Origin of the sequence: Roseospira navarrensis (assembly GCF_009601025.1) — a bacterium.
Taxonomy (GTDB): domain Bacteria; phylum Pseudomonadota; class Alphaproteobacteria; order Rhodospirillales; family Rhodospirillaceae; genus Rhodospira; species Rhodospira navarrensis.
This window is the reverse complement of the sequence record NZ_WIVE01000077.1, coordinates 1-15,757: the sequence shown is the minus strand read 5'-3', so window position 1 is coordinate 15,757 and position 15,757 is coordinate 1. Positions and strand designations below refer to the sequence as shown.

The 15,757-nt window shown below is 69.9% G+C and carries 11 protein-coding genes; 3 read left to right on the top strand and 8 right to left on the bottom strand.

The window, feature by feature from the left end; genetic code table 11:
- Positions 1-274: 274 nt before the first annotated feature.
- Both GHC57_RS16900 and GHC57_RS16895 read right to left on the bottom strand, forming a co-directional pair.
- On the bottom strand, positions 275-943 hold the full coding sequence (locus GHC57_RS16900; RefSeq protein ID WP_170294938.1) for a TorD/DmsD family molecular chaperone: 669 nt from the start codon (positions 941-943) through the stop codon (positions 275-277).
- A gap of 61 nt (positions 944-1,004) precedes the next feature.
- Positions 1,005-1,703 (bottom strand): winged helix-turn-helix domain-containing protein, encoded by a 699-nt coding sequence (locus GHC57_RS16895; RefSeq protein WP_153346410.1) that lies wholly within the window; start codon positions 1,701-1,703, stop codon positions 1,005-1,007.
- Between the two features lie 222 nt (positions 1,704-1,925).
- Here GHC57_RS16895 and GHC57_RS16890 point away from each other — a divergent pair, with 222 nt between their 5' ends.
- A complete protein-coding gene (locus tag GHC57_RS16890; protein WP_153346408.1) occupies positions 1,926-3,086 on the top strand; it encodes a NapC/NirT family cytochrome c in 1,161 nt (386 codons plus the stop codon).
- 419 nt (positions 3,087-3,505) lie between these two features.
- On the opposite strand, the gene GHC57_RS16885 is transcribed toward GHC57_RS16890, so the two are convergent.
- Both GHC57_RS16885 and mutS read right to left on the bottom strand, forming a co-directional pair.
- The gene (locus tag GHC57_RS16885; RefSeq protein WP_153346406.1) at positions 3,506-5,809 is read right to left on the bottom strand and encodes a methyl-accepting chemotaxis protein; all 2,304 of its coding nucleotides are present in this window, start codon (positions 5,807-5,809) and stop codon (positions 3,506-3,508) included.
- Positions 5,810-6,285: 476 nt separating this feature from the next.
- Positions 6,286-9,012, bottom strand: coding sequence for a DNA mismatch repair protein MutS (mutS, locus tag GHC57_RS16880; protein ID WP_246152432.1), 2,727 nt, complete (start codon positions 9,010-9,012; stop codon positions 6,286-6,288).
- A gap of 167 nt (positions 9,013-9,179) precedes the next feature.
- Here mutS and GHC57_RS20490 point away from each other — a divergent pair, with 167 nt between their 5' ends.
- A complete protein-coding gene (locus GHC57_RS20490) occupies positions 9,180-10,985 on the top strand; it encodes a PAS domain-containing protein (RefSeq protein ID WP_153346403.1) in 1,806 nt (601 codons plus the stop codon).
- The gene (locus tag GHC57_RS16870) at positions 10,975-12,630 is read left to right on the top strand and encodes an acyl-CoA synthetase (RefSeq protein WP_153346401.1); all 1,656 of its coding nucleotides are present in this window, start codon (positions 10,975-10,977) and stop codon (positions 12,628-12,630) included. The genes GHC57_RS20490 and GHC57_RS16870 overlap by 11 nt, the downstream gene beginning before the upstream one ends.
- Positions 12,631-12,805: 175 nt before the next feature.
- On the opposite strand, the gene GHC57_RS16865 is transcribed toward GHC57_RS16870, so the two are convergent.
- The 4 genes from GHC57_RS16865 to GHC57_RS16850 all read right to left on the bottom strand — a co-directional run bounded on the left by GHC57_RS16865 (position 12,806) and on the right by GHC57_RS16850 (position 15,601).
- Positions 12,806-13,363 (bottom strand): hypothetical protein, encoded by a 558-nt coding sequence (locus tag GHC57_RS16865; protein ID WP_153346399.1) that lies wholly within the window; start codon positions 13,361-13,363, stop codon positions 12,806-12,808.
- A gap of 1 nt (position 13,364) precedes the next feature.
- Complete coding sequence (locus GHC57_RS16860) at positions 13,365-13,757, bottom strand: DUF4258 domain-containing protein (protein ID WP_153346397.1); 393 nt, start codon at positions 13,755-13,757, stop codon at positions 13,365-13,367.
- Between the two features lie 529 nt (positions 13,758-14,286).
- Entirely contained in the window at positions 14,287-14,976 is a 690-nt protein-coding gene (locus tag GHC57_RS20350) for a CatB-related O-acetyltransferase (protein ID WP_343031202.1), read from the bottom strand.
- Positions 14,977-15,025: 49 nt separating this feature from the next.
- Complete coding sequence (locus GHC57_RS16850) at positions 15,026-15,601, bottom strand: hypothetical protein (RefSeq protein WP_153346395.1); 576 nt, start codon at positions 15,599-15,601, stop codon at positions 15,026-15,028.
- Positions 15,602-15,757 lie beyond the last annotated feature (156 nt).

Genomic DNA, 15,757 nt, shown 5'->3' with positions numbered 1-15,757 from the left:
CCGGATCGCGGATCACGATGACAACGGGCAAAGACCCCATCCTGAGACGATCACACGATCCGGTGCGGGGCCCCGGGTGGCCACCCGGGGCCCCGCAACCCGGCATCTCCACAATGCCACAAATCAAACAGACAATCCTGAGCCGCCAACGGCGGCGCAGGATCTCGGGAGGGGGAGTGCCCCGGTAGCACCCAGCGACGACGGCATGCCCGTGCCCGAGATCCTGCCGTCGCGTCGCGCCGTCAGGATGACGCACCTGGGCGCTTCCGCGTTCTCAGGGGGACGCCAGTCCCGCCACCGCCCGTTCGGCCATCCGGGCCAGGGCGGCATAAAAGCCGGACGGGTCGCCCGCCTCGACCGCCTCGCGGAAGGTGGGCAGCCAGGGCATCAGTTCGTCCGTGGCGAAGGCGCGCTGCGCCCCGGCCACCGCCATCGCCTCGTCCGGATCGGCGGCCTCGGCCTCGCGCGCGGCCAGGGCGGCCAGCGCGGCCAGCATCACCGCCACGTGATCGGCGGGCTCGGGCATGGTTTCCGCCACCCCCAGATCGTGCGCCGCCAGAAAGGCCGCGGCGCGCTCCTGCGACGGGCCATGGGTGCGCCCGCCGTCCCGATAGACCGAGGCATGGGGATGCGCCCTGAGCCCGCGTCCGCCCGCCCCCAGGAACAACGTGCCGAAGCGCCCCGCCAGGGTGCGCGCGGCCGACCCGTCGGTGTCGTGCGCCTGCCGGACGGCCCGCGCGGCGGCGCGCAGGGCGACGGCCTCGGCCCCCAGGCCGGGCACATCGGCCAGGCCGGCGAGCGCGGTCTCGCCCTCCGGCCCGGCCAGCAGGGCGACGGTCTCGGGGGCGGGCTCGCGCGCCAGCAGGCCGGCCAGCCAGTCCAGCAGGACGGCGCGGTCGGCGGCGGGCAGCAGGGGAGCGGGAGCAAGAAGAGACGTGTCCATGGGATCTCCGATCGATCGGGACGGGGGTGGGGACGGAAAGCGGACCCGGCGTCGCATCGCCTCACGCCTGAAGCATGTAGCCGACGCCGTGCACGGTGACGATCAGGCGGGGATCGCGCGGATCCTCGCCCAGCTTGCGGCGCAGACGGTTGACCAGCACATCGATGGTGCGGTCCGTGGGCGCCCACTCGCGGTGACTGACGTGGTCCAGCAGGGCATCGCGGCTGAGCACCTGCCCGGGACTGGCGGCCAGGGCGGCCAGCAGCGCGAACTCGCCGCGCGTCAGACGCACGGGCCGTCCATTGGGGTCGGTCAGGCCGTGGCGGCCGGTGTCCAGGTGCCAGCCGGCGAACGCGACCATCCGGGGCGATGACGGCCCGGCCTGCGCCTCCTCCAGGCGCGCGAGCAGGCGCTTGCCGCGAACGAAAATCTCGCGCGGGTCGCGGCTGCGCTCGACCACGTCATCCGCGCCCATTTCCAGGCCCAGGATGCAGGCCAGGGAGTCGGCGTTGCGGCACAGCACGATCAGGCCGGCGTGATAGGCGTCCCGCAGCGCCTGGAAGGCCTCCATGCCGCCCGGCGGCGGCATCTCTGTATCGAAAACGATCAGGTCAGGATGGCTGCCGTTGCGCTGGCGCAGCGCCTCGTCCGGGCCGGCCACGGTGGAGACGCTCATCCCGCCCGACCGGAACAGGGCCAACAGATCCGGGTCCGCCGCGCGCTGCGGCGCAATGACCAGGACGACGGGCTTTGCCGACATGAAACGGGCTCCTCCGGCACCAGGGCCCGCACCGACCACGGGGCCGCCGGCCTTGCGGGCCGGCCGGCGCGCTTCAGCGCCACTGTTCACAGAAGGATAACACGATCGCACACGGCGTTTAAGAGTCCGTGCATACCCGGTTTACCCGGGGCCCGTAGACTGCAGCGTCTCACGCCCGTCCCTGTCTGAGGGACGCACAGACGCGCAGATCGGGAGCGCACAATGCTGAAACGAACCTGGCAGTGGGTCCGCCGACCCAGCCGCATGGCCTGGAGCCTCATCTTCGCGGGCGGCATCGCCGCCGGCATCGTGGGTTGGGGTGGCTTCCACTATGCCATGAAATCGACCAACAACATGGAGTACTGCGTCTCCTGCCACGAGATGGAGATTCCATTCGCCGAGTACAAGGAAACGGCCCACTTCCGGAATCAGTCCGGCATCCAGGCCAACTGCACGGACTGCCACGTGCCGAAAGAGCCGTGGGGCGCCTACGTGATGACCAAGATCATCGCGACCAAGGACCTCTACCATCACTACATGGGCACCATCGACACGCCCGAGAAATACGAGGAACGCCGCTTGCACATGGCGCAGATGGTCTGGGACCGCATGCAGGCGAATGATTCGCGCACCTGCCGGTCGTGCCATGACTTCGACACCATGATCATCAGCGAGCAGTCGGAACGCGCCCAGGAAGAGCACCCAAAGGCCATGGCCGAGGGCAACACCTGCATCGACTGCCACAAGGGCATTGCCCACACCCTGCCGGACATGCGCCAGGCCTTCGCCGCCGCCTTCCAGGATCTGAAGGAGCAGAGCGCCGACGCCGAGCTGGAGACCGCCGCCTACGCCCTGGAGACCATGCCGTTCTTCATGGAAAAGGACGGCGAGCGCCCAGCCGGCAAGCTGCTGCCCGCGACCCGGCTGGAGGTCCTGGCCAAGGACGGAGACTGGCTGCGGGCCCGCGTCTCCGGCTGGCGTCAGGAGGGCGCCGATCCCGTCATGTACGGGGCCATCGGTCAGCGCATCCTGACGGCGGCCATGACCAAACCGGCGGCCGAAGCGGTCGAGCAGGGCGAGGCCCAGGTGGTCGAGGGCACGGGGCAGACCTGGTTCCCGGTCTCTCTGGAGGTCTGGGTGCCGCAGGACAACCTGGCCGGATCCATCGACCCGGTGTGGGACTACGCGGGCTCGCTGTACCGGGCGGACTGCGCCGTGTGCCATCCCGCCCATCACACCGACCAGTTCCTGGCCAACCAGTGGATCGGTCAGTTGAAGGCGATGGAGCGGTTCTCGCAGCTCAACAAGGATCAGAACCGGCTGGTGCTGAAATACCTGCAGTACCACGCCAAGGACGCGCCGGACGCCCCGGGAATGATGTGATCCTGGCCGCCCGACCCATGACGCGTCTTCATGGGCCGGGCGGTATCTATGGGTCGCACGAACAGGTTTTCTGCATGCCGGACGGGGCTTGCAGCCCCGTCCGGACCGTTTCGCCCAAGGATGGGGATGACATCGGTCCGGGCGGGAGGGCAACTCCCGCCCGGCTTCAGACGCCTCCCCCCCCGGCAGGGGGGAGGTGAGAAGGGGGCAAGTGCGGCACCCGCACGCGGTGCGTCTTCGAGCCCTTGCCCCTCCCCACCCCTCCCCTTGCCAGGGGAGGGTGTTCGGTCTGCACCCGACGGAAGGTCCAGGGACACCGCAGCACGCCGCTTTCGCGCGATGAACCAAACGAAACGGCCCCCGCGGAAACCGAACCTCCACGGGGGCCGAACCGATGGCGGGCGGGACGCCGACTGTCCCTACTGCGCCGCCATCCGGGTCGAGCGCTGCAGGCGCGCGACGTCGATGTCCTGTTCCTCGTCGAACTGGACGTGCAGGCCGGCCGGGCTGACATTGACCGCCCGTCCGTGCCAGCGGGCGCTGAGCGAGGGCACATGCAGCGTCAGCGTATCGCCGCGCTTGATGTGGTCCACCGGCTCGATGCGCGCGCCGCCCCGCGAGACATCCACAAGCAGGGTCTGTTCCCGCGTGCCCTGGGAATCGGCGATCACCTCCGCCTCGACCGCGAAGCGCTCGTGCAGGCGGCGGTCCACATCGCTGGTCGAGGAGCGGATCAGGCGGGTGACCGTCTGGCCGTAGTCGGAGACCGCGCCGAACAGCGAACTCGCGTTCTCCTCCACGGTGCGCGACGCGCTCATGGTCACCTGCGACTGCTCGTTGACCTTGCCGATCAGCATGGACACCTCGCGGGTGGCCGAGGCGCTTTCCTGAATGGACTGCACGATCTCCTGGGTGGCGCCGCGCTGCTGGTCCACCGATCCCGCAACCGACGTGGTGATGGCGTCCATTTCGCGGATGGTCTCGGCAACCGCCTGGATGGCGGCGGCCGCCTCATTCGAGACCGACTGGATCTCGCCCACGCGCTGCGCGATGTCGTTGGTCGAACGCGCCGTCTGCTGGGCCAGGGACTTCACCTCGCTGGCGACCACGGCGAAGCCCTTGCCCGCATCACCGGCGCGGGCCGCCTCGATGGTGGCGTTCAGCGCGAGCAGGTTGGTCTGATCCGCGATCTCGCCGATCAGCTTGACCACCTCGCCGATGCGCTCGCCCACCTCGCCCAGATGGCCCACCACTTCCTGGGTGGCGTTGGCCTTGTCCACGGCGCTGTTGGCCACAGTCCGGGACTGGTCCACCTGCCGGCCGATCTCGGCGATGGAGGCGTTCAGCTCCTCGGCGGCCGAGGCGACGGTCTGGGCGTTGGCCTGGGCCTCCTCGGCGGCGGCGGACACGGTGGAGGCGTGTTCGGAGACCTGTTGGGAGGCCCCGCTCAGGCGCTGCGAATCGGCGTGCATGGTGTCGGCCAGAGTCTGGACCGACTCGAGCGCGGAGCGCGACGACGACTCCACATTGTCGGCCATGGACCGCAGGGCGGTGCGCCGCTCTTCCTCCGCCCGTTGCTCGGCGGCGGCCTGTTCGGCGCGCATCCGGTCACGCTCCTGCGCGCCCGCCCGCAGCACGACCAAGGCATCCGACATCTGGCCGATCTCGTCCTTGCGGCCCTGGGCCGGCACCTCGACGGTGGTGTCCCCATCGGCCAGGGTCAGCATGGCCGAGGTCATCCGCTTGACGGGACTCGCGATGGCGGACCCGATCAGCCAGGCGGCCCCGAGACCCAGCAGCAACGCCACGCCGCCCACGATCATGGTCGTCAGCACCGCCGTCTGGACCTGTTCGGCGGCCAGCGGGCCCAACTCGTCCTGGCGCGCCTGGATGCTGCGCTTCAGCTCCCGCACCTGCCGCGCGATGACCGGGCCGGCCGCATCCAGCGTGTTTTCGATCAGATCGTTGCGGGTGGAAATCGCGGTGCCGATCTGTTCGAAGGCGGCGGCATACACGCCCGCGCCGTCGCGGGCCTCGCGCGCCAGGCGCAGACGGTCCGGATCGTTGAGGGCAGCCTCCAGCGTGTCGCTCTGGGTCTGCATCTCGGCGATTTCCTGCAACGCCCGCTGATAGGACGCCTCGTCGTTGCCGACGAGATAGACCGCCGTGTACAGGCGCCCGAGCAGCAGGTTGCGCAGCACCAGGCCGGCCAGATAGGCGGCTTCGGCGTCGTCGTCATCGAAGGCGCTGCGCATCACGTTGGTCAGGTTCTGTTCGATCTGGGGACCGACCACCACAAGTTCCGCATACAGACGGTTGCGGGCGATCTGCTGTTGCACGACCTGATCGAACGCCGAGACGTAGCCGGTCAGTTCATCTTCCATCTCGCGCAACTGGGCGATCCGCTGTTCGTTTTCCGCCAGGGCGATCGCCGCCTGGGTGGCCTCGATGGCGCGCTCGGCGGCGGATGTCACGGCCGGCGCGAAGTCTTCCGAGCCCCGGATGATGAAATCCTTTGCGGCCATCCGGGTCTCCAGCATCTCCGCCTGAACGTTGCCGACATCGTTGGCGAGTCGTGCCAATTGCCGGTATTCAGACAGATTGGCATCCGCGCCGCGCAGATACAGGACGGACACAGTACAGATAACGGCGAGCAGGACCAGAACCACCCCGAATCCCAAGGAGATTTTGGTCTTGATGCGGATATTGGTGAACGCACTCATGGCGGATCCCTTTTCTCTGACCGGCGGCGTTCGCACGTCAGTGTTGCAAGCGTTCGGGGTCTTTTATCAGAATAATTCTAAAGTATCAAGAGCGTCCCTCCGATCCGGTACAGAGACTTTCTCTTATATTTTATTTATATTGAGCCGATGTGCTCGGACAGCCGCACGGCGCGGCGGACGCCGGGCGCGAGGGCGCAGACGCACGGCGGCATGCGCCGGGCCTCGGCTTGGCGGCCCACGTCAAATCCGGACGTCGATGACAGCGGTGGCGGAGCCGGGGTCTCTGGCCTGTCGGCCGGACCAACCCGGGTCCCGTGAGGTCGCACAGGGTCATCAGGGCACCTCTCGATCCGTGTGCCTGTATGCTCCCTCCACTCGGCCCTGAGATTACGACACTCAGGGGTTCAGAACAAACCCAATTCAGGGACGCAAAAGTATATTTCCGATCGGCAATGCCCGCGCGCCAGTCGTGGCGCTCACCCCGCCTGTCCCAGGTCCTTCAGCCGGTAGAGCGCCTCCAGCGCCGCGCGCGGGGTCAGGTCGTCCGGATTGATCGCAGCCAGCGCCTGCTCCAGCGCGGACGGTTCGGGCGCGGGCGGCGCGCGGTCGGGCCCCGCCGGGGACGCGGGGCGGGACGCGCGGGGCGGCGCGGCGGCGGCGGCGAACAGCGGCAGGTCCTCGACCAACTGCGCCGGGCTGGGGGCCCCTTCCGCGCCCTGCTCCAGGCGTTTCAGCACGGTCTCGGCCCTGGCCAGCACGGCGTCCGGCAGACCCGCCAGCCGCGCCACATGAATGCCGTAGGAGCGGTCGGCCACCCCCGCCGTGACCTCGTGCAGGAAGACGATGCCGTCGTTCCACTCCCGCACCCGCATGGTGTGGCACGACAGCCGGTCCAGCACCCCGGCGAGCGCCGTCAGTTCGTGATAATGCGTGGCGAACAGCGCCCGGCAGCGGCAGACCTCGTGCAGGTGCTCCAGCGTCGCCCAGGCGATGGCGAGCCCGTCATAGGTCGCCGTCCCGCGCCCGATCTCGTCCAGGATCACCAGCGAGCGGTCCGACGCCTGGTTCAGGATGGCGGCGGTCTCCACCATCTCCACCATGAAGGTGGAGCGCCCGCGCGCCAGATCGTCGGCGGCCCCCACCCGGCTGAACAGGCGGTCCACGACGCCGATGTGGGCGCTCTCCGCCGGGACGAACGAGCCCGTCTGGGCCAGGATGGCGATCAGGGCGTTCTGACGCAGGAACGTGGACTTGCCCGCCATGTTGGGGCCGGTGACCAGCCACAGCCGGCTGGCCTCGCCCAGGTCGCAGGCGTTGCCGACGAAGGCGCCGGCCTGTTCGGCCTCCAGCGCGGCCTCGACCACCGGGTGGCGGCCCCCGGCGACGGCGAAGGCGGTCGAGTCGTCCACCCGGGGCCGCACGTAGCGGCGCGCCTCCGCCAGCTCCGCCAGTCCCGCCAGCACGTCCAGCCCGGCGAGCGCGCGGGCCGCCAGCGCGATGGCGTCGGCCCGCCCCGCGACCTCCGCCACCAGATCGGCGAACAACTCCTGCTCCAGCGCCAGCGCCTTGTCGGCCGCGCCGCGCAGCTTGTTCTCCAGCTCCGACAGGTCCACCGTGGTGAAGCGCGCGGCGTTGGCCATGGTCTGGCGGTGGATATAGCCCGAGTCCGGGGCCATCAGACGGTCGGCGTGGCGCGACGGGACCTCGATGAAATAGCCGATGACGTTGTTGTGCTTGATCTTGAGGGCGCCGATGCCGGTGTCCTCGGTCAGCCGGGCCTGCAGGGCGGCGATGTGTCGGCGGCTCTCGTCCTTCAGGGTGCGCAGTTCGTCCAGGCCGGCGTGATAACCGGGCGCGATGAAGCCGCCGTCGCGCGCCAGCAGGGGCGGGTCCGGGGCCAGGGCGCGGGCCAGCCGGTCCACGAGCGCACCATGCTCGCCCAGGTCGCGGGTCAGGCCCCGCAGCAGGTCCGGCGCGCCGCCCATGGCCCCCCTCATGGCATCCCCCAGGCCCTCGTCGAGCCCGGCGCGCAGACCCGGCGCCTCCGTCAGCGCGTCCTTCAGCATGGCCAGATCGCGCGGCCCGCCCCGGTCGAGGGTCAGGCGCGACAGCGCGCGTTCCACGTCCGGCACCCGCCGCAGGCGTTCGCGCAGCGCCTCGCGCGCCGCCGGGGCGTCCACCAGGGCGGCAACGGCGTCCAGACGCGCCGCGATGGCGGCGGGATCCGTCAGGGGGGCGGACAGCCAGCGGTCCAGCAGGCGCGCCCCCGCGCCGGTCACCGTGCGGTCGATGACCGCCAGCAGCGAGCCCCGGCGCTCCCCCGCCAGGGTGCGGGTCAGTTCCAGGTTGCGCCGGGTGGCGGCATCGATCTCCAGGCTGGCGCCCTCGGCCCGCTTGCGCGGCGGCTCCAGCCGGGGCAGGCGGCCCTTCTGGGTGGCTTCCACGTAGTCCACCAGCGCGCCGGCGGCCGCCAGATCGGCCCGCGTGAAGGCCCCGAAAGCATCCAGGGCGTCCACCGAGAACGCCGCCTTCAGGCGCTTTTCGCCGCCCTGCGAGGTGAACCGCGCCGCCGGCAGCGGCGAGAGCGCCGCCCGCCACTCGCCCCAGACCTCGAACAGGTCCGGGCGCTCCAGCAGGCGGTCGGGCAGCAGGATCTCGCCCGGCAGCAGGTCCGCCAGCGCCGCCCCCAGGCCGCGCGCATCCACCCCGCGCACGCCGAACGCGCCGGTCGAGATCTCCACCCAGGCCAGCGACAGCGCCCCGCCCGCCTCGGCCACGCAGGCCAGATGGTTGTGCCCGCGCGGGTCCAGCAGGCCGTCCTCGGTGATGGTGCCCGGGGTCACGATGCGGATGACATCGCGCTTCACGACCGCCTTGCCGCCGCGCTTCTTCGCCTCCGCAGGGTCCTCCATCTGCTCGCAGATGGCGATCTTGCGCCCCGAGCGGATCAGTTTGGCCAGATAGCTTTCGTGCGAATGCACCGGCACGCCGCACATGGGGATGTCCTCGCCCAGGTGCTTGCCGCGCTTGGTCAGGGCGATGTTCAGGATCCCGGCGGCGTCCACGGCGTCGTCGAAGAACAGTTCGTAGAAATCGCCCATCCGGTAGAACAGGAGGCAGTCCGGATGGGCCGCCTTGACCTCCAGGAACTGGGCCATCATGGGCGTGACGGCGGGATCGGACGCGGACTCGGTGGCGGTCATGGACCCTTCCGGCGAAGCTCGTGCGGTCTCGGGGACAGGTGAGCGGGCACTCTAGCGGCCCGGACCGGCCCACGCCACACAGGGTGTCAAACGCGGGCAACGGTGGCATAGTGGGGCGCTTTCGTACCCCGAGGTCCCCCGCGGTCACAGAACGGACCCGCCCCGCCGTGACACCCCACCCACGCATCGCCGTCCGTCTCGCGCTGTTCCATGGCACGATCGCACTGGTCTGCCTGGCGCTGGCGGCCGCCCTGGTGATCCACCAGGACTGGGCGGAGCGCAACCGGCGCGCCCTGCTGGACGATGCGCTGCCCCGGTTCTCCGACATGCTGGCGATCAGCCGCCTGGGCGATTCCCTGGCCGAGACCGCCGGCGTGCTGGCCACGGCCATGGACCCGGCCGACCGCGCGGCCGCGCTGGACGCCATCGACGAGGCCCGCCTGGATCTGGCCCGCCGCGTCTCGGTGCTGGGGCGCAACCGCCTGGAAAACGCCACCCGCGAGCGCCTGACCGCCGCCGCCGACGCCATGGCCGAGGCGCTCGACAGCCTGGATGCGCTGGTGCAGCGCCGCATGGGGCTGGCGGACGTGTCCAGCCGGCTGCGCACGCGGCTGGCGCTGCTGGGCGATCTGGTGCCGGAGCTGGAGCGCGGCCTGTTGACCGGAGAGGCGCCGGACGGCCTGGGCACCGTCGTGGATGTGGAGTCCCTGGACTTCCCCCCCGGTCCCAGCGGGACGGCGGCGGCCAACGCCGTCCGGGCCTGGGCGCGCAACGCGCAGGTGGCGGTGGGCATGATGCTGGCCGCCGCCGGCGCCGCCGATCCGAACGGCCTTGAATACCTTGAGGTGCGCACGGAAGAGGCGCTGCGCCGCGCCGCCGGCTCGATCCGCGAGGCCGACCGCGCGGCCCGGCCGACCATGGAGGCCGTGCAGGCGGTGCTGGCCACCATCTCGGGCCGGCGCGGCACCACCGACAGCGTCTTCCGCATCCGCCGCCAGCATCTGACCCTGGCCGAGACCATGCCCACCCTGCTTGCCCGGGGGCGGGCGGCCTCGGACCAGCTCACCGGGGCGATCGCCCAGATCATCGCCGACCTGGAGCAGGCCCGCGCCGTCCACGCCGCCGAGCAGGCCCACGCCCGCCTGCTGTGGCGCGGCGGGGCCGGGCTGCTGGGCGGGCTGGGGGTGGTGCTGTCGCTGCTGTCCGCCATGTTCCTGTGGCGCGAGGTCGTGGCCCGCGCCCGGCGCCTGGGCCGGGCGACGGAGGCCGCGCGCGAGGGCGCCCCGCTGCACCTGCGCGAGCGGGACCTGTGGCCCGACGAGATCGGCTGGGTGGCGCACGGCCTGGAATCCCTGGACGCCGAGCGCCGCCGCCTCGCCCGCGCCCGCCGGGAACAGGGTACGCGCCTCGCCGCCGTGTTCGCGGGGGTGCGCGACGCCGTATTGGTGCTGACCGCCGACCGGCTGGTGGAGGACGCCAACCCCGCCGCCGCGCGCCTGTTCGGCCGACCGGAGACCCACCTGCTGGGCCGCGCGCTGTCGGCGCTGATGCCGGAGCCGAAGGCCGAGCGGATCGAGAGCCTGATTGCGCGCGCCCTGACGGCGCCGGAGACTCCCGCCGATCCGGAGCCGATGACGCTGCCCCTGGCGCGGCCGGACGACGCCGGCGTGGGCAAGGCGGGGGGCAAGGCGGGGGGCAAGGCGGGGGGCAAGGCGGAGGCCAAGGCGGCGACCGTAGACCGGACCGTGCTCTGCTCAGTGGTGGTCGTGGGCGCGACGACCGGGACCCTGCCCGCGGACAGCGCGGCCGAGGACGCGCCGGGGCCGCTGATCGTGCTGGTCCTGGCGCCCCGCGACGACAGGAACGCGGAACCGGAGGCCGAACCGGACGCCGCCCCCGAGACCGAGACAAAGACCGAGACCGAAGACTCCGCCCCGCCGGGCGCTTCCGGAGGCCTGTCCCATGCGTCCTGATGCCCTGTCCTATGACGAGATGTCCGCCCGGTTCGCCTGGGCCGTGCCCGCGCGCTACAACATGGGCGTGGATGTCTGCGACCGGCATTGCCAGGGGCCGGACGGCGGAACGGCGACCGCGATCATCGAGGAAGGCCCGGACGGTTCGGTCCGCCGCTACAGCTTCGCCGACCTGCGCGCGGCCTCCAGCCGACTCGCCAATGCGCTGGCGGCGCGGGGCGTCGGGCCGGGCGATCGGGTGGCCGTGCTGCTGGGCCAGCAATGGGAAACCGCCGTGGCCCATGTGGCGACGTGGCGGCTGGGCGCGATCTCGGTGCCGCTGTTCACCCTGTTCGGGCTGGACGCGCTGTCCTTCCGGCTGGCGGATTCCGGAGCCGTCGCCCTGGTGACGGACGCCGCCCAGGCGGAGCGGATCGCGGACCTCCTCCCCGACCTGCCGACGCTCAGGACCGTGCTCTGTCTGGGCGCGGGGTCCACGGCTGCCAGCGATGCGGCCCAGCGCGTGGTGTCGTGGGACGCCGCGCTGGCGGCGGCATCGGACCGGCACGCCCCGGCCGACACCGGCCCGGATGATCCGGCGCTCATCATCTACACCTCGGGCACCACCGGAAAGCCCAAGGGGGCCCTGCACGGGCATCGGGTGCTGCTCGGCCACCTGCCGGGGGTGGAGTTGCCGCAGAACCTGTTCCCGCAGCCGGGCGACCTGTTCTGGACCCCGGCGGACTGGGCCTGGATCGGCGGCCTGGCCGACGCCCTGTTGCCCTCGTTGCATCACGGCGTGCCGGTGCTGGCCCAGCGGGCGGCCAAGTTCGACCCGGAGGCCGCGCTGGCCCTGATGGCCCGGCACGGGGTGCGCAACGCCTTCCTGCCGCCCACCGCGCTGAAGATGCTGCGCCGGGTGGAGGACCCGCGCCGCTTCGGCGCCCGGCTGCGCTCCATCGGGTCGGGCGGCGAGACCCTGGGGGCGGAACTGCTGGAGTGGGGCCGCGAGACCTTCGGCCTGACCATCAACGAGTTCTACGGCCAGACCGAGTGCAATCTGGTGGTCGGCAATTGCGCCGAGGTGTTCCCGGTCCGGCCGGGGGCCATGGGGCGACCGATCCCCGGCCACACCGTGGCGGTGATCGACCCGGACAGCGGGCAGCCCGTGCCGACGGGCGAGTTGGGCTCCATCGCCGTGCGGCGACCGGACCCGGTCATGTTCCTGGGCTACTGGAACAATCCGGAGGCGACGGCGGCCAAGTTCGTCGGCGACTGGCTGCTGACCGGCGACACCGGGCGCATGGACGCCGACGGCTATCTGTGGTTCGTCGGGCGCGACGATGACGTGATTACCTCGGCGGGCTACCGCATCGGGCCGGGCGAGGTCGAGGACTGCCTGATGAAACACCCGGCGGTCGCCATGGTCGCCGTGGTCGGGATGCCCGATCCGGAACGGACCGAGATCGTCACCGCGTTCGTGGTGCCCGCCCCGGGGGCTTTGGAGCAGCACGGCGGCGAAGAGGGCCTGACCCGCGCCCTGCAGGCCTTCGCCAAGGCGAACCACGCCGCGCACGCCTACCCGCGCCGCATCCGCTTCCTGGAGGCGCTGCCCATGACCACCACGGGCAAGATCATGCGCAAGGACCTGCGGGCGATGGGGTAGGCCCCGCCGACCCGACCGCATCGACGGGCCAACCTGAGAAGCCACGTCTTGAGTCCAAAATCGCGAACGGACCGACGGAATCTTACCGACGGCATTTAACGATGACCATTGAAGTCCGTGGCCGGCCCGCGAAAAGGATGAACCTTATCCGTCGGCCCGTATAACACCATTCAAGTCAAGCCGCTCTGGCTTCGTTCTCCCATCGCAAAGTGGCCGATTGATCTTTCGCGGTCTTCACGCGCACACGGTCCATGACAATCCGAAGGTCCTCGACATGCTGGCGAGGAGTCAGCCGCAAACGGGGGATCATTGCGGCTGAGTAGGTCACTGCGGGGGCTTGTTCGTGCAACTGCTCGCACACAAAAAGCCTCAGCAGCTTTTCGGAATGCCCGCCAAGACGTTGCTTGTCGTTCTCCCAGCGAGAAAACGAGGCCACATCCAGGTCAATGGTCGTTGCAAAATCCTTGGCTAACATCCCTGTCGCCTTCCGAAGAAAACGGATGTCACTGCCGTTGAGCTGGACAGGGCACAGTGCGCGGGCCACAGCAACGGCTGCAATGAGGTTCTCGAGATCGGGGATCTCAGTTGTTTCCTCCCCACAGCCAGCACAGACGGTGCGGGTCACCGCATTCCTCAGAATGACCGGGATGCCCAACAAGTCGTCCTCGAACTCAGGAAGGACTTCGCTGTGGGCTTGCGCTCCACAGGCCAAACATTCTTCCGTCATAGCCATTTCACATCTTCCATACAGTAACAATACGAATTAACAAATTATTTTCATACGCAACGACAACAACTTCAATCATTCTGCCGTCATTATCATTTCCCCAAACATTCCACTTCTCACCCCGCAAGTCCGGCTCTACACGAACCACAGCAGAACGTTTCAACGCCGTCAGGACGTCCGATCGTAACACCGCGTCCTTGCGCATTTCTGCTTCAGCATGGCCAGTAAATCGAACACGTACATCAGGGTGACAGGCTAAGTCCCGTATCCGACGGGTCTCATCACCATGCGACATAGCATCTCCTGAACCCGCGACTGCGAACCCCCTTATCAAGTGGGAAGAACTTGATTCGATATCAACCACTCTCCGGATGGTTGCCTTCTCTGACAGCAGAATCACGGGGCTTCCGCAACGCCCGCGGCGAGCCAGCCTGACATCATCGGCCGACGCGTGAGACTCGGTCGCCCACTTGGCCCCAGCCAAAGCGCCCACCCAACCCCCACAGACATCGCGGACGCCCGGACGCGGGAGCGAGGCAGCACCGGCCTCCGGCGATCATCATGAACCCCTGTTTCCCTGAGGGGAGATTAGGGCCAATGTTGATGATATGTCAAGTGCGCTCAGCCGACTGGCACGGCAACGGGTTCAGGTTGACATGACGGCCTGTTCCGCGCCGCCTGAGCAGGCCCCTCGAGATCCCTCGTCTCGCTTCGCTCACTCGGGATGACACACTAAAATTATAGGATGTCATCCTGAAGCCGCGAAGCGGCTGAAGGACCTCGAGCGCAGGTCTCCGAACCTCTGCAAAGACCTGGAACAGCGATCCCGTTAACCTGAGCCCGTCGCCCTGGCCGACTGGCACGGCGGCTGGATGACCCGCCCTGGGTCGGGCTGGCCCGCTGGCGTGCGGCTCCGGCCGCGCCCGCGCTCACGGCGCCAGCTTTGCCAGCGCCTCCAGGTCGCCGGCCACCAGCGCCGGGATGGCCGGGGTCAGGGCCTCGGGCGGCCAGTCCCACCACGCCAGATCGAGCAGCCGCGCCACCTGGTCGGGCGGGAAACGGCGGCGCACCACGCGGGCCGGGTTGCCCGCCACCACTGCATAGGGCGGCACGTCGCGGCTCACCACGGACCGTGCGCCGACAACGGCGCCGGGACCGATGGTCACGCCCGGCATGACGAGGCACTCATAGCCCAGCCAGACGTCGTGCCCGATCACCGTATCCCCCCGGTCGGGAAACGGCATGTCCGCCAGCGGCATGGCCTCGGCCCAGGCGCCGCCCAGGATGGGGAAGGGGAAGGTGCTCGCGCCGCCCAGCACATGGTTGGCGTCGGCCATCACGACCGTGGCGCCGTGCGCCAGCGCGCAGAATTTGCCGATGACGAGCCGCGCCCGCGAGAACGGGAAGTGATAGCGGACATTGCGGATGAAGAACCGCAGCGGGTCATCAAAATCGCTGTAGTACGACCACGCGCCGATCTCCACCGGCCCGCCGCCGCCCGGCGGCGGTTGGGTGTCGTACAGCGGGCGCAGCAGCACGGTGTCCCGGTTGCCCTCGATCGGATACAGGCGATCGGGATCGGGCACCCCGATGGCGGCGGCGGTCGGCCCGAGCGGCACGGCACGGCCCCTTGTTCCGGTGTCGCGCCCCGGGGACGCTCAGCGGGCGTCACGATACCGCACAGGTGCGCGGATTGACAAACGCCCAGCCGTTGCCGTCGAAGCGGCCGGTGTGGGTCTGCTCCACGCCGTCCGGGGCGCGAATGGTGGCGGTCACGGTGCCGTTCTCGAACTGCCGACCGAAAATCTGGGTCAGGCCACCGCCGCCGTCCGGGCGTTCCTCGTCCACGTCGATGGAGATCACCACCCGCTCGCCCTGGGAAAGGCCGGTCAGGTCCAGGCTCAGCACGTGGCCGCCGTCGGACCCGCCACCGGCGCCAGCCAGTTTGTCCGCGCCCTCCAGCGGGAGAAACGGATACGCGGTGCCGACGCCGCCGCCGCCCGCGACCGTGTCGAACACCAGCCCGCCGCCCGTGCCGCGCAGGTCGATGGTCACCGCCATGACCACGGCCAGGCAGGTGCCCGTGTTCTCGATGAAGAAGCGGTCGGCCCCCAGACGCTCCTCGAACCGCACGACCAGATCGGCCTGCGGCGGGTCGGCCGCCCGGGCCTTCAGCCCGGCGGCGCCGATCAGGCCCAGCGCCAGCACCGCGCCCGCCGCACCGTGACGCCATGGCCCCGTCATGGTCGCTCCACTCGCCGTTGTTCCGTTCGACTCCGGAACGATATCGCGACCGGCCCGGCGGGGACGACCGTTTGTTTTTGGCTCAGTTTGCGTTAGATATGCATGCTGGTTGTTTGGGCGAGATAAGTCCGGCGATGCATGCCAGGATTGCACGGG

Coding starts and splice junctions, on each gene's coding strand:
- GHC57_RS16900 (WP_170294938.1), bottom strand. CDS start 943: ATGGACACGTCTCTTCTTGCTCCCGCTCCCCTGCTGCCCGCCGCCGAC.
- GHC57_RS16895 (WP_153346410.1), bottom strand. CDS start 1,703: ATGTCGGCAAAGCCCGTCGTCCTGGTCATTGCGCCGCAGCGCGCGGCG.
- GHC57_RS16890 (WP_153346408.1), top strand. CDS start 1,926: ATGCTGAAACGAACCTGGCAGTGGGTCCGCCGACCCAGCCGCATGGCC.
- GHC57_RS16885 (WP_153346406.1), bottom strand. CDS start 5,809: ATGAGTGCGTTCACCAATATCCGCATCAAGACCAAAATCTCCTTGGGA.
- mutS (WP_246152432.1), bottom strand. CDS start 9,012: ATGACCGCCACCGAGTCCGCGTCCGATCCCGCCGTCACGCCCATGATG.
- GHC57_RS16870 (WP_153346401.1), top strand. CDS start 10,975: ATGCGTCCTGATGCCCTGTCCTATGACGAGATGTCCGCCCGGTTCGCC.
- GHC57_RS16865 (WP_153346399.1), bottom strand. CDS start 13,363: ATGGCTATGACGGAAGAATGTTTGGCCTGTGGAGCGCAAGCCCACAGC.
- GHC57_RS16850 (WP_153346395.1), bottom strand. CDS start 15,601: ATGACGGGGCCATGGCGTCACGGTGCGGCGGGCGCGGTGCTGGCGCTG.